Raw genomic sequence first — 14,282 nt, forward strand, 5'->3', positions numbered from 1 at the left:
CGACTCGACGTCGAAAGATCAGGCGACGGTGGCGGATTCGATGATGACGTCGTCGACCGGGACGTCCTGGTGGGGGCCCGCGTTGCCGGTGGAGACGGCGGCGATCTTGTCGACGACCTCGGTGCCCTCGGCGACCTTGCCGAAGACGGCGTAGCCCCAGCCCTGGCCCTGCGGGGCGGTGTGGTTGAGGAAGGCGTTGTCGGAGACGTTGATGAAGAACTGGGCGGTGGCCGAGTGCGGGTCGTTGGTGCGGGCCATCGCGACGGTGTACTTGTCGTTCTTGAGGCCGTTGGTGGCCTCGTTCTGGATCGGCGCCTGCGTGGGCTTCTGCTTCAGGCCGGGCTCGAACCCGCCGCCCTGCACCATGAAACCGGGGATGACGCGGTGGAACACGGTGCCGTTGTAGTGGCCGGCGTTCACATAGTTCACGAAGTTGGCGACCGTGTTCGGCGCGGCCTGGTCGTCCAACTCGAGCACGATCTGTCCGTAGTTGGTTTCGAGATTCACCTTGGTCATGCCGTCGAGTCTAGGGAGGGGAGGGGTCGGGAAGAGACCGGGGTCCGAACCACCGCGGGCCGGTGGCGAAATCGCGGCCGGGTGCCCGGTGGGCGGCACCCGGCGCGAATATTGCCTAGGATGTGTGGGGAACCCGCGTGCGAGTGCGAGACGCACGCGGGTTCCTTTTATACACATCCGGGTAATTCACCGAATTCGAGCCGACCGGCCGGTCGATTCGAATTCACCCCGGAATTATCAGGGGCCGACCGTGATCGGCACCGACGGGGTGGTGGTGTTGGTGACCTTGTAGACACCGGTCACCGACCCCGTTGTCGCGCTGGTCGGGCAGCCGAAGCCACCGGTCACCTTGATGGGGGCCGGGGAATTCGTGGCCTGCACCGTCGACGGGTTGCCGTTGGTCCAGGTGCCCGCGAGCGCGGCGGGCGCGGTGGGCGCGACGACCACCTTGCACGACGCCAGACCGCTGGTCTGGATGACCATGCCACCGGTCGGGACGTTGATCGAGCCCGCGATCGGCGACCCGTTCTGGCCCGTGATCGACCAGCTGCCGCTCGTCGTCACGGTCGCGCTGACGCCCCACATGCTGGTCGAGCAGCCGGTGAAGCTGGGCGCGCTGATCGGCACGGTGACCGGGCCGCTCGGGTTGGTGTTGCCCGGCGCGGCCGGCACGGTGCCGGTCGCGGTCGAGGTCGTACAGGTGATCGTGACGCCACCCGCCACGGCCTTGACCACACCCTGGTTGGTGGCCTGGACCGCGGCGCCGGCCGGGCTGACCGTCGTCGAGGCCTGGGCCGCGGCGGGGCCGATGCCCAGCGACGCGGCCGCGATCGCGCACCCGGCGGTCGCCACTGCGGTGCGTGCGAAGAAGTTGCTGTGGAACATGCGTACTCCTTGGTGAATTCGACATCTCCGGGATGTGAAGATGTCGTGTTCAAGAGTACGAAGGCCGTAATTCTGTAGCGCGCAATTCGGGACTACCATTTCATTCGGGAACCTTCGCGTTTCGGCCTCCGGGAAATCGTCCCGCATTTAAAATGTGGGACCTGTTACCGTCTGTAACAGTTACCCCTTTTCGTAGCTATATGCACCGTGCACACTGGTACCATCGAAAAACTCCTGTGCCGCACCCGCTCGACGATTGGCCGCCTCGCCCGGACCTGGATCGATAGCGGATTCGCATAGCGGCGAAACCTCCGGCCGGGTGACGCGAGCCTGTCGGCGCCGGCAGTCGGCGCACGTCGCATGCTTAATGAAACGCTTGAGCTTCACACCATAGCGCGGTCCATGTCCGACGGCATGGCGTGCGACCCCTCACAACCACCCTGGTGCGGATACCATGGCGAACCGTGCCAGACGCCGCAACAGCTGTTCTCACCAAGCCACCTGCCGAACCGGTGGCGTCCCCGAAGGACTTCCGGATCGCGCGATGGATCGCGCTCGTCGCCGGAATCCTCGGCGCCCTCTTCGCGGTGGCGACGCCGTTCCTGCCGGTCACCCAGACGACCGCGCAGCTGAACTGGCCGCAGAACGGCAAGCTCGGCAATATCCAGGCACCGCTGATGTCGCAGGTGCCGATCGACCTGAACGCCACCATCCCGTGCGCGGCGGTCGCGACGCTGCCCGCGCAGGGCGGCATGCTGCTGGCCACCGCGCCGCCGCAGGGCGACCGGGCCGCGCTCGAGGCGCTGTTCGTCCGCGTCTCCGACACCTCCGTCGACGTGGTCGACCGCAACGCGGTGGTCGCCTCGGCGGACCGCGCGGCGATGGACGGCTGCTCGGCGATCGTCATCAGCTCCGATCAGAACCGCACCACGGCCGAGTTCACGGGCCTGACCAAGGAGATCGAGCGGCCGATCCCCGGTCAGCCCGGCGCGGTCGAGACCGTGCAGGTGCCGGTGCAGGGTCAGCTCGCCGGTGATCTGCGGCCGCAGATCGTCGGGGTGTTCTCCGATCTCAAGGGCGAGGCCCCGCCGGGACTGTCGCTGACCTCGACGATCGACTCGCGCTTCTCCTCCAGCCCGTCGGTGATCAAGCTGGTCGCGATCATCGCCGCCGTGCTGTGCACCCTGCTGGCGCTGGGCGCGCTGGCCGCGCTCGACGGCAGCGACGGGCGCGGGCACCGCCGGTTCCTGCCGAAGAACTGGCTGAAGCCGACCTGGGCCGACGGCGCGGTCATCGGCACGCTGCTGGTCTGGCATTTCGTCGGCGCCAACACCTCCGACGACGGCTACATCCTGTCGATGGTGCGAGTGGCCCCCGACGCGGGCTACACGGCCAACTACTTCCGCTGGTACGGCGTCCCCGAGGCGCCGTTCGGCTGGTACTACTACGTCATCCAGGTCTTCGCCGAGATCTCCACGGCGAGCCCGTGGGTGCGCCTGCCCGCGCTGCTGTGCGGAATCCTGTGCTGGATGGTCATCAGCCGCGAGGTGGTGCCCCGCCTCGGCAACGCGGTGAAGCGCTCGCAGGTGGCGCTGTGGACCGGCGGCCTGGTGTTCCTGGCGTTCTGGCTGCCGTTCGACAACGGCCTGCGCTCGGAGCCGATCGTCGCCCTCGGCGCGCTGCTCACCTGGGTCTCCATCGAGCGCGCCATCGCCACCGGCAGGCTGCTGCCCGCCGGGATCGCGGTGCTGATCGCGGCCTTCACCCTGGCCGCCGCCCCGACCGGCCTGATGTGTGTGGCCGCGCTGCTGGCCGGCATCCGGCCGCTGGTGCGGATCATCGTGCGCAGGCACCGGCAGTTCGGCACGCTGCCGCTGCTGGCCCCGATCGCGTCGGCGGGACTGCTGGTGCTGGTCGTGGTCTACGGCGACCAGACCTTCGCCGGTATCCAGGAGGCCAACCGGGTGCGCCAGGCCACCGGCCCGAACCTGGCCTGGTACGAGGACTACCTGCGCTACTACTACATGTTCGTCGAGACCGTCGACGGCTCGCTGGCCCGGCGCTTCGCCTTCCTGGTGATGCTGCTCTGCCTGTTCACCACGCTGCTGGTGCTGCTGCGCCGCCGTCAGGTGCCCGGTATCGCGTCCGGTCCGACGTGGCGGCTGATGGGGATCGTCTTCGGCACGATCTTCTTCATGATGTTCAACCCGACGAAGTGGACCCACCACTTCGGCGCCTACGCGGGCATCGCGGGTTCGCTGGCGGCGGTGACGGCGGTGGCCGTCTCGCAGAGCGCGCTGCGCTCACGCAAGAACCGGGCGATCTTCCTGGCCGGGTTGCTGTTCGTGCTCGCGCTGTCGTTCTCGGGCATCAACGGCTACTGGTATGTCTCCAGCTACGGCGTGCCGTGGTTCGACAAGACCATCTCGCTGCGCGGGATCAACTCCAACACGGTGATGCTGATCCTGTTCGGCGTGGCCTTGGCGCTGGTCGGCTGGTACGCCCTGCGCGAGGACTACGTGAAACCGCAGCCGTCGGCGAAGACCGTGCGGGGCAGGCGGATCCGCAAGTTCGCCGCCATCCCGCTGACCGTCGTGGTCGGGCTGATGGTGCTGTTCGAGGTGCTGTCGCTGGTCAAGGGCGCCACCCAGCAGTACCCGGCGTACTCGCTGGCCCGCTCCAACATCGACGCGCTGGGCGGCAACGCCTGCGGCCTGGCCAACGATGTGCTCGTCGAGTCCGACCCGAACAGCGGCAGACTCGATCCGATCGTCGATCCGGCCACGCCGCTCACCGACCCGAACGATCCGCTGGCCGGAACCGGCTCGGTCGGCTTCACGCCCAACGGCGTGCCGAGCGATCTGTCCGCGGACGCGGTCGAGGTGAAGCCGGGCACCGGCAACACCAGCAACCAGTCGGTCGGCGCGGCCTTCGCCGAAGGCGAGAGCGCGGGCACCGGCGGCGGTGAGGGCGCGCGGGGCGTCAACGGGTCGACCGTGGCCCTGCCGTTCGGGCTCGACCCGGCGCGGACCCCGATCCTCGGCTCCTACCAGGAGGGCGTGCAGCAGCCCGCGCACCTGGAGTCGTCCTGGTACGGGCTGCCGGCCCGGTCCGACGACTCGCCGCTGGTCGTGATCTCCGCGGCGGGCCGCATCGCCTCCAAGGACGACACCGGCGCCGACAAGTACGGTCAGTCGCTGCTCGTGGAGTACGGCACCCGCAACCCGGACGGCAGCGTCGCCACGCTGGGCACCTACCTGCCCCGCGATATCGGCCCGTTCCCGTCCTGGCGCAACTTGCGCGTCCCGCTGGCCGACCTGCCCGCCGAGGCGAACGCGGTCCGCATCATGGCCAACGACCCGATCCTGATCGGTGACCAGTGGCTGGCGTTCACCCCGCCGCGGGTGCCCAAGCTGCAGACCCTGGACACCTTCATCGGCCGCACCCAACCGGTGCTGCTGGACTGGGCCGTCGGCCTGCAGTTCCCGTGCCAGCGGCCGTTCGCGCACAAGAACGGCGTCGCCGAGGTGCCGAACTACCGCATCCTGCCGGATCGCCCGCTGGCGATCTCCTCCACCGATACCTGGCAGGCCGAGGAGTTCGGTGGCCCGCTCGGCTTCTCGCAGATGCTGGCGAGCCGGGTGACCATCCCGACCTACCTGAAGGACGACTGGGCGCGGGACTGGGGTTCGCTGGAGCGTTACGACCAGTACCTCAAGGCCGAGCCCGCGCAGCTGAAGACGGGCACCGAGACCCGCGACGGCCTGTGGACGCCGGGACCGCTGCGCGTGTTCTGATCGACGCCGGACAGTAGGAAGGCGCGGACCCACTCGGTGGGGCCGCGCCTTCTGTCGTTGGCGGGGTAGCAGGAGTCAGACGTTGAGCATGCGACGGTTGAGGTCGCGACGTAATACCTCTTGCGAAGGCAATCTATCCAGCACCCGCATCACAGCCGGTCGTAGTTCCTTTTTCTCGTCATCGCTGAGCAGCTCGACGAGATCTCGCAGATCCATGTCATCGAAGGCTCCTGTCATACCCAACAGGGTACGTGCTCAAACCAGGGGACGGAGGGCATTCGGCAGGCATTTACAGGCGTTTCACGTACACGAAACGCTAACGGCCGCTACGATTTTCGCGCCGTACATGCGTATACGCCCGGTCACTGCCCTTCCGCTGGCACAGTCACACTCGCCCGTCCGCGTGGCCCCTACTGCGCGCGGATCGCCGGCTCCTTCGCCCGCCCCGACTGGTTCACGACCGTCACCGAGATCTCGGCGGGCGGCGCGGGCTGGTAGGGGGTGAAGCGCTCCAGTGCGCCCCAGTCCCGGCCGAGGTCGTGGTCGAGATAGGTGGGGACAGTCTCGGCCTTCAGCAGCAATCCTGTCCACCCGAGCGGGCCGCCGCCGATGTCGTCCTGCCAGGCGTTGGAGGCGTCGGAGCCGACCCGGTCGGGCAGGATCCGCCACTGCGGTGCCTCGGCGACGCCGTCGTGGTGGTCGAAGGGCCGCTGGCAGGGGAAGGCCAGGCCGACGTGCCAGTCCAGCAGCACCGGGTCGGTCTCGCCGACCACCGATTGCAGCGTCGCCAGCTTCGGTAGCCGGGGCGGCGTCACGGCCAGCCACTGCTTCTGGGTGATGTCGTTGTCGGCGGCGACCAAGCGCACCGCGTTCACGCCGGCCGGCAGCTGATCCAGCGGCACGCGCAGGTTGCGCCAGGACGGCGCGGGGCCGATGTCCATCGGCGCGACCGAGCCGGTCATCGTGACACTGCCGTCGGCGGCGCGCGTGCCGTACTCCAGGCGCAGGTCCTGGCCGTAGTGCACGACGCCGTCGGTGTCGACGTAGCGGATGCGCCCGGCCGCGGTGACGACGAGCGCCTGGTAGGCCGGGTCGTCGCGGACGGTGTCGAGGTCGAGGCGGTACCACTGCGAGGTCAGCTTGGCCTGCTGCTGCACGCCGTCCTGATAGGAGCCGAGGACGGGCGTGCGCGCGGGGTCGAGGCCGAACGGCAGCGCGACGGTGCTGCCGTTGATGCCCGATTCGGTGCTCGTCCCGCCGCCGGTGCCCGCGCCGGTGGTGTTGGTGGTCTTGTTCGCGGAGTCCTTGTCGACCGAGTTCGCCCCGCCGACCACGGTCTCGTCGGCGTCGGCGGTGAGGTCGGCGGCGACGCCGTTGGGGGTGAAGCCGGTGGATTCGGCGCTCAGGCCGTCGGCGGGGGCGCCGGTGTAGGGGGTGAGCAGCGAATCGGCGGTGTTCGTCTCCACCAGGACGTCGTTGGCGAGTCCGCAGGTGTCCCCGGCCAGCGACTCGATGTTCGACTTGGCGATCGAATAGGCCGGGTACTGGGTGAGCGCGCCCTTGGCCATCGAGGCCACCTCGAACAGCACCAGCAGCGCGGCCGCGATGGTCAGCGGCATGGTGGCCAACCGGTCGAAGCGGTTCGGCGCCGACGGCGTGCGGTAGGGATCGCGCAGATGGAAGTAGAGCGCGACCAGCAGCGCCAGCACGGCGAGTCCGAGGAACAGCGTCGAGATGCCCTTGCCCGCCACCAGCGGCGCCTTGTCCCAGAACGGCACGCCGTAGCTGGAGACGTACCACCAGCCGTTGGACCCGGTGAAGGTCATCGCGAGCAGGAAAAGCACCGCCGCGGTGAACAGCGCGCGATTGCGTGGCGCGCGGATGCCGTTGGCGCCCACCGCGACCGCGGCCAGCGCGGCCAGCGACCCGGCCAGCCCGGCGTACACGCCGAAGTGGTGGGTCCACTTGGTCGGCGTCCACATCATCAGCAGCAGCGCGCCGAAGACGATGCCGAGGATGCGCACCGACGGCCCGCGCGAGGTGCCGGGGATGCGGCCCTTGCGCAGCACCTGCAGGACGCACACGAGCAGGCACAGCAGCAGCACCAGCACGCCGAAACGGCGCGCCAGCGAGCCGTCGGGGGAGAGCATGAACAGCGAGTCCCAGCGGGTGCGCTCGTCGAACCAGGCCACGTTGGGGCCGACGAGCGTGCGGACCCGGGTGGCCTCCATGACGGTGGCCAGGGTCTGGTCGGCGAAGACCACGATCAGGACCAGCGTGCCCGCCGCCAGTCCCGGCGCGAGCAGGGCGGCGTAGCGGAAGAACGTGGTCGCCGGCGACAGTCGAGGACGCTCGCTGTTCGTGGTGCTCGCGTCGATGGGATCGGCGTCCGCCGCGTGCGCGTCGGCGGCGATCCGGCGCGGGCGCACGCCCTGGGCGCGCTTGATGATGATCTGCATGACCGGCCTGGTCCCCGCGATGAGCGCGGCGATGCAGATCAACCCGGTCGGCCCGGCGGCCAGCGAGAACGCGGCGACCAGGATCGCCAGCGCCGCGGGCAGCAGCCGGGCGGTGGCGATGGCGCGTTCGATCAGGCACCAGGTGAGCAGCGCGCCCGCCGCGATCAGCGGCTCGGGGCGCAGGCCGTTGTCGTAGGGCAGCCAGAACGCCAGGAACACCAGCCCGGCCGTCCACAGCGCCACCTTGTCGCGGCGCACCCGGGCGCCCAGGCGCGGCAGCACTTCCCGGCTGATCACCGCCCAGCACACCAGGCCGGCGGCGAGGGCGGGCAGGCGCATCCAGGGGCTGGCGTCGGAGACCTTGGTCATCCAGGCCAGCAACTCGTAGGACCAGCCGAACGGGGCCTCGGGGACGCCGAACCAGCGGTAGTAGTTGGCCATGTAGCCCGACGGGCCCGACGCGCGGGCCATGTTCAGGATGTAGCCGTCGTCGGAGGTGTTGGCGCCGATGACATGCCAGCCCAGCAGCGTCACGACCACGACGACGTCGGTCGGCGTGATCCGCCACCAGTGCCGCGGCAGGAACCGGCGCGCGCGCCTGCCGTCGGTGGTGTCGAGCAGATGCAGCGCGATCAGCGCGAGGACGGTGAGGACCGCGGCGGCGATCATCGTCACCAGCTTGAGCGTGGTTGGCGTGGAGGTGAAGCGGGAATCGATGTCGGCGTGCACGCGGGCGCCGCTGAGCGCGGCGGCGTCGAGATCGGTGAAGACGCCGACGATCTGGGGCCGCTTGTCGACGGTGACGGTGTTGCGGAACGGGCTGCCGTCCTGGCGCGTCACCCCGGTGAACTCGACCGTGGTGGCCGCGATGGTGGAGGTGATGGTGATCCGGTCGCAGTTCGCGATCTCGGCGACCGGCGCCGAGAGCATCGGCACGTCGCGCGCCTGCACCCCGAGCACCCCGTCCCGCACGGCGACGGTGAGGCCACGCGAGGTCTGGCCGGAGGCCGCCGGGATGGTGCCGACCAGCGTCGTGGTCCCGGTCTCGGGCAGGTCGCGCAGCACCGTGCACGGCAGCTGCGCGTCGAGCTGCTGCGGCACATACGACACCAGCGGGGCCTCGACACTGGTCGCGCCGGGTTGCGGCCAGTCCAGGCTCGCGCGGTCCTGGCGCACCGGCAGCAGCGGCGTCAGCAGGGCAAGCACGAAACCGAGGAGCCCGCAGACGAGGGCGACCATGCGGTATCGGGTGAACGCTCGTTCAGATCGCAGCACGGGGGTTGATGCTAGCCATCGAACCTGTGCGCGACTCGGCGCCGCGGCACAACGGGGCTCAGCCCGTCCGGCGGTCGCTCCAATCGAGCTGCGTGCGGGCCCAATCGGGGATCTCGGCGGCGGGGCGCGGGAAAGCGTCGAACTCGTGCCGCAGGTCCTCCTCGGAGACCTCCGGCATCCAGTCCGCGACGGTGCCGGTGGCGAAGGTGGCCTTGTAGCGGGTGGGCCCGGCGATGAAGATCTCGGCGCTGAGCCAGGTGCCGACGCTCGGGTCGTAGGACATGCGCTTGTGATCGATCAGGTACTCGAGCACCTCGGCCGGCGGCACCATGTTGGTGACCGATCCGTCGCGCTCCTTGACCTGCACGCCCGCCACGGCCTGCTCGCCGACCTGCAACGACCACAGCAGCGCGAACTTCTGGCCCGGCGCGAGCATCGCGATCGCGGCGTCGACGACCGTCTGTTCGATCTCGCCGAGCGTGGCCAGCTGTTCGCGGGGCGCCGGCTCGGGTTCTTGACGGTGCGGACGTGTCAGCAAGAGATCGATCCGCTCGGGTCTGCTGAGCGTCATAGCTATACCTCTGCATCCGTACCGATCAGCACTACCAAAACTGATTTCGGTCGGCCGAACTTCCAACATTTCGCAGCGTACCCGCCCCGCGACACGAACCGTGCGGTTTGTTGACACTGACCGGACATATTGTGGTCTATCGCGTTCCCGCATACCAGTAGCTACCGGGTGTCGATCAACACAACAGCCGGTTGTGTGCTTCTGACCAGCGCGTTCAGGCCGCGGCCGCGCGTAGCGCGAACCAACCGTCCAGTGGGTCCGCGAATCCGTGATAGACGAGCGGGATGCGTTGGTCGATCCCGAAGTACCGATAGACCGCCGCCATCGCCTGGCGCACCGAATGCGCCTGGAAATCATCGATGCGGCGCGGGCCGATGCGGTGCTCGGGCAGCAGATCCAGCCGGACCAGCTCCGCCGGATCGTCCACGTCCAGGCCCCACGGTTGCGGTTCCTCGATGAGATGGTCGTGCAGGACGGTGCGCGCGGTCGGCGGATCGTGGCGCGGGCCCGCGAAGGCGACGCGCTCGAGGTGGGCGAGGCCGCGGGTGCTCAGCGGCGTGCGGACGGCTTCGATCAGCTCGATCAGTTCGGTGTCGGGTTTCGGCTCCGGTATTCGTCCCGCGACCGGGGCCTGTTCGAGCAGGTGCAGCATCTGCCCGCCGCGGACCAGGGGCTCGGGCACCACGAAGAAGCTGATGCTCGGGCAGGAGCAGTTCAGGCCGGTGAGGCACACCCTCGTGTGCAACGGATCGGACATACGTCCTCCTCCGGTAGCGGGTCGCCGAGACCCGTGACGTGCAGGATCGAAGATTCCAACGCCATCCGCCGTGGTGCTCGCCCGCCGGCGGCGACCGTGCCGCACCAGTCAGTGTAGTGCTGTCGAGCGGCCTCGACACCGGGTTGCGGCAGAACGGAAACGATCCGGTGGGCCGGTCACGGCGGCGTGGACTCGGTATAGCGGCGGGCCAGGGTGCGCAGGTGCGCGACCAGTTCGGGTGGACCGTCGACGCGGAAATCCATCATCAGCATGCTCAGGTAGATCGCGATCGTCTCCATCGCGTCGGCGCCGGTGTGCAGCAGGCAGGTGCGCGCGTCGATCGGTTCCACCACCCCGACCGCGGGATTGATCCGGGCGATGACGGTCTCGGCGGGCGCGAGGACCGTCACGCGCGCGTGCACCCGCCAGCCGGTGGTCGCGATGTGGCGCATGACGAAGGCGACCAGGTCGTCATCGGGCAGCCTGCGGGGGGCGAACACCCGGCTACCCGGGCTCGCACGGGTGATCCGGGCGGCCGGAATCGCCTCCCAGGCATGGGTTCTCATGCTGTAGGCGACCAGGTACCAGCGGCGTTGCCAGTTGATCAGGCGATACGGCTCCAGTTCGACGCCGTCGTCGACGGTGACCGCGGTGGTGCGGCGCACCGCGTCGGCCAGGGTGGTGAGGATGCCTGCCGCAACCGGGGCGTCGGGCTCGCGGGAGCCGGTGGTGGCCGGGCCGATCTCGGTGGCCTCGTGCAGTGCGGAGACCTTGCGCTGCAAGCGTTTCGGCAGGATCTGCTCTATCTTGCGCAGGGCCCTCGCGAGCTGGTCGCCCAGATCGGAGACGGCGAGCGCGCCGTCGGCGGCCACGGCGATCGACAGGGCGACGGCGACCGCTTCCTCGTCGTCGAGCAGCAGCGGCGGCATGGTGGCGCCGCGGCCCAGCCGGTAGCCGCCGATCGCGCCGCGTTCGGCGTGCACGGGGTAGCCGAGCTCGCGCAGTCGGGCGATGTCGTTGCGGACGGTGCGTTCGGTGATGTCGAGGCGTTCGGCGAGTTCGCGCCCGGTGTAGGCGCGGTCCTGGAGCAGGGCGAGCAGACGCAGGACGCGGGGTGTCGTCGCGGCCATTCCCACCTCGTCGGAAGTCGTGGAGAAATTAGGAAAGAAACGAGCCTAATAGGTTTCTAGGCTGGAGTCATCACCGAGAAGGAAGGCTTCATCATGAACAGCACCGCAGCCCTCGAGACCGTCTGGCGCGACGTGGTCGCCACCTCCTACCAGGCCCTGAGCGACGTCGTCGCCGGCGTGGGCGCCGACCAGTGGGACCTGCCGACCCCGTGCTCGGAATGGACCGTCGCCCAGGTCGTCCAGCACGCGGCGGGCGACCAGCTCGCCTACGCCGCCGCCCTCGGCGTCGGTCCCGGCCCGAGCTACAACCCCTTCGACCCGTCCGGCACCATCGACGGTTCCGCCATCGAGCTGGTCCGCGCGGCCGTCGACGAGACCGCCGCCGCCTGGGCCACCGTCGCCGACGACACCGCGACCGTCCCCACCCCGCTCCCGCACGGCGAGCTGCCCACCCCGGTCGCCGCCACCCTGGCCGCCCTCGACGCCGCCGTGCACGCCTGGGACATCGCCGTGGCCACCGGCCGGCCGTCCCCGCTCACCGCCGACCTGGCCACCCACCTGCTGACCGCGGCCCGCACCGTCCACGCGGCTCCCGGCAGCGGCGACGACGCCGAGATCATCGAACCCCTGCGCCAGTGGGGCGCCTACGCCCCCATCGTCGAGACCACTTCCACAGGCCCGATCGACGACCTGCTGCACTACCTCGGCCGCCCCACCGCCTGAGCGACGAGCGGTGTGCGTGCTGCAGAGTGTGTACCGCGTGCCCCGCCCGCAGGTAGCCGCGCTGACCCGTGCGGCGGATCGAGCCAGGGATCAGCGGCGGACGGTGATCAGGGTGAAGGGGCCGATGTCGGTGGTGGTGAAGGCGGGGTCGGTGAAGAGGGTCTTCGGGAAGGCGACCGTGTAGCGCTTGACGTTCGGGTCGTTGGGGTAGACGTCCTCGGCGAGGCGCAGGGTGTAGGTGTCGCCGTCGCGGCGGAAGAGGAAGGCGTCGGGGGCGCGCCAGGGTGCGGTGGCCATGGCGTCGAGGAGGGCGGGGGACGAGTCGAGTTTGCTCCAGGCGGCGATGGTGGCGGCGCGGGCCTTGAAGTCCGACAGCGGGTTCGCGTAGTGCGAGGTGAGGGCCTGGAAGCCGAAGTAGGGGTAGAAGGCGAGGAAGCTGGTGTCGGCGGTGAGGACGACGGATTCGTCACGGGGACGGCCGGTCCGAGCCAACAGGGCTTCGTCCACGGCGTGGTAGTAGGCCACGGCCGAGGGCTTGCGCTTGTCGGCCCGCTCGCCGAAAGTGCCGTCGGCGGTGGGGGTATCGGTGGGCACGGTATCGGTGTAGGCGGTGTCGATCTCGTGGGTGAGCACGGTCGGGATGTGCTGGGCGAAGGCCAGCGCGCCCAGCACCGCGAGCACACCGGCCGCGATCCGCGCCGGCGCCGGCTCGTGCAGCGCCCGGTAGATCACCCCGGCGAGCTCGACGAACCCGAAGACGCCCGCCGCGGCGAGGACCGCGAGCAGCACCGGCTCCAGCCGGAACGAGAGCAGCGTCGTCCCCGCCGCGGTCGCCGCCATCGACAGCAGGGTCCACAGATAGATCGCCAGCACGCCGAGCCCCAGCGCCTGCGCCCGCCGCGACGAACCGGCCCGCAGCACCAGCCACAGCGTCCCGAGCAGGCACAGCGCACCTCGCAGCGAGAACTCCAGCATGGGGAACGCCAGCTCGGCGCCCGACTGCGGCAGATAGTGGAAGGCGTTGCCGGACGGCAGCTTCGCGCCCGACAGCATTTTCAGCAGGTAGGGCGCCCACACCACCAGCGCGAGCACCACGGCGATCGCGCCCATGGCGACCAGCTTGGTCAGCGGCCCGATCGCCGCCCGCCACGGCGCCGGGCCGCCGACCGCGCGCGGACCGCCGACCCTGGGACGCAGGTCTTCGCGCCGCGTGTACACCGCGACACCCGCCGCCACCACGGCCATCAGCACCACGGTGAACGCCGCGATCGCCAGGTACAGCGTGTAGAAACAGGCGGCGACGCCGAGGAACAGCCCCGTGCCGAGCACCGCGCCCCAGCCACCCGAGGATCGGTGCAGCGCACCCCAGGCCAGCACCAGCACGGGCGGAAGGAACACCACCAGTACCGCCCCGTACGCCTCGGGCGAGGCGTACGCAAGCGTCATCGCGGTCACGGCCGCCGCGGCGCCCACCGCGAGATCGGCGCGCACCAACTGGGTCCACAGCACCAGCGCCACCGCCGCGGCGATCGCGAGCAGCCCGATCGCGTACGGCTTGAACACTTCCCAGCCGTCCATCCCGAGCACGTTGCCCACCCGGCCACCGATCCAGAACCACCCGGCCGGATAGAAGGGCGGGATGTCCACATAGGTCATATCCCGCAGCGCGGCGCTGTCGGTGAGCCGGGTCAGGTACTCGGTGCGGAACTCCTGATCCACCGAGACACCGAACAGGTAGAGCTTGGTCGCCGCCAGCGGCATCCCGAGCGTCACCGTCACGAAGCTCGAGATACCCACCCAGGAAGCCAGTTTCGCGACCACCGGCCACTTGCGCAGCCGGATCAGCAGCACCGAGACGACGAGCAGCGCGACCGCGACGACCTGCCCGACGGTCGTCAGCGCCCGAGTCACGTTGGAGGAGTTGAACGCAGGCCACTGCACCGCCGAGAAGGCGTACAGGCCGACCGCCGCGACGACGAGCGCCACCAGCGCCGCCGTCGCGCCCTCGGCGAGCCCTGACCCGATCCTGCGCCCCGTCCGCACCTCATCATTGGTCGTCATCGGCGCGCAATCCTCCGGCTCCACTGGGCTCCACGGTCCGGGCCAGCCTAGTGGAGTCGGCCCGGTCGGTCGGCTCGGCCGACGACGGATCCGAGCCGGGCACGGCGT

General features: G+C 69.8%; 10 protein-coding genes. 2 read left to right on the forward strand and 8 right to left on the reverse strand.

Annotation, left to right across the window (positions count from 1 at the left end):
* Positions 1-18: 18 nt before the first annotated feature.
* Positions 19-516: a peptidylprolyl isomerase gene (locus tag ATM97_RS28240; protein WP_218721234.1), complete on the reverse strand. Its 498-nt coding sequence runs from the start codon at positions 514-516 to the stop codon at positions 19-21.
* Between the two features lie 237 nt (positions 517-753).
* Positions 754-1,401 carry a hypothetical protein gene (locus ATM97_RS28245; protein WP_218721235.1) on the reverse strand — a complete coding sequence of 216 codons (648 nt, stop codon included), beginning with the start codon at positions 1,399-1,401 and terminating at the stop codon, positions 754-756.
* Positions 1,402-1,865: 464 nt separating this feature from the next.
* Here ATM97_RS28245 and ATM97_RS28250 point away from each other — a divergent pair, with 464 nt between their 5' ends.
* Positions 1,866-5,198 carry an arabinosyltransferase domain-containing protein gene (locus ATM97_RS28250; protein ID WP_218721236.1) on the forward strand — a complete coding sequence of 1,111 codons (3,333 nt, stop codon included), beginning with the start codon at positions 1,866-1,868 and terminating at the stop codon, positions 5,196-5,198.
* Positions 5,199-5,273: 75 nt separating this feature from the next.
* Here the strand turns inward: ATM97_RS28250 and ATM97_RS28255 are convergent, their stop codons facing one another.
* The 5 genes from ATM97_RS28255 to ATM97_RS28275 form a co-directional block, all read right to left on the reverse strand.
* A complete protein-coding gene (locus tag ATM97_RS28255) occupies positions 5,274-5,435 on the reverse strand; it encodes a hypothetical protein (protein WP_218721237.1) in 162 nt (53 codons plus the stop codon).
* Positions 5,436-5,608: 173 nt separating this feature from the next.
* Positions 5,609-8,896, reverse strand: coding sequence for an arabinosyltransferase domain-containing protein (locus tag ATM97_RS28260; RefSeq protein WP_218721339.1), 3,288 nt, complete (start codon positions 8,894-8,896; stop codon positions 5,609-5,611).
* A 94-nt stretch (positions 8,897-8,990) separates the two neighbouring features.
* Positions 8,991-9,503: a hypothetical protein gene (locus tag ATM97_RS28265; RefSeq protein ID WP_218721238.1), complete on the reverse strand. Its 513-nt coding sequence runs from the start codon at positions 9,501-9,503 to the stop codon at positions 8,991-8,993.
* 214 nt (positions 9,504-9,717) lie between these two features.
* A complete protein-coding gene (locus ATM97_RS28270; protein ID WP_218721239.1) occupies positions 9,718-10,260 on the reverse strand; it encodes a hypothetical protein in 543 nt (180 codons plus the stop codon).
* 176 nt (positions 10,261-10,436) lie between these two features.
* Positions 10,437-11,390 (reverse strand): YafY family protein, encoded by a 954-nt coding sequence (locus ATM97_RS28275; RefSeq protein WP_218721240.1) that lies wholly within the window; start codon positions 11,388-11,390, stop codon positions 10,437-10,439.
* 93 nt (positions 11,391-11,483) lie between these two features.
* Here ATM97_RS28275 and ATM97_RS28280 point away from each other — a divergent pair, with 93 nt between their 5' ends.
* Positions 11,484-12,113, forward strand: a complete 630-nt coding sequence (locus tag ATM97_RS28280; protein WP_218721241.1) for a TIGR03086 family metal-binding protein — start codon at positions 11,484-11,486, stop codon at positions 12,111-12,113.
* A 90-nt stretch (positions 12,114-12,203) separates the two neighbouring features.
* Here the strand turns inward: ATM97_RS28280 and ATM97_RS28285 are convergent, their stop codons facing one another.
* Positions 12,204-14,174 carry an arabinofuranosyltransferase gene (locus ATM97_RS28285; RefSeq protein WP_218721242.1) on the reverse strand — a complete coding sequence of 657 codons (1,971 nt, stop codon included), beginning with the start codon at positions 14,172-14,174 and terminating at the stop codon, positions 12,204-12,206.
* Between the last annotated feature and the right edge of the window lie 108 nt (positions 14,175-14,282).

Source organism: Nocardia sp. MH4 (assembly GCF_019266065.1).
In the GTDB taxonomy this organism is placed as follows: domain Bacteria; phylum Actinomycetota; class Actinomycetes; order Mycobacteriales; family Mycobacteriaceae; genus Nocardia; species Nocardia canadensis.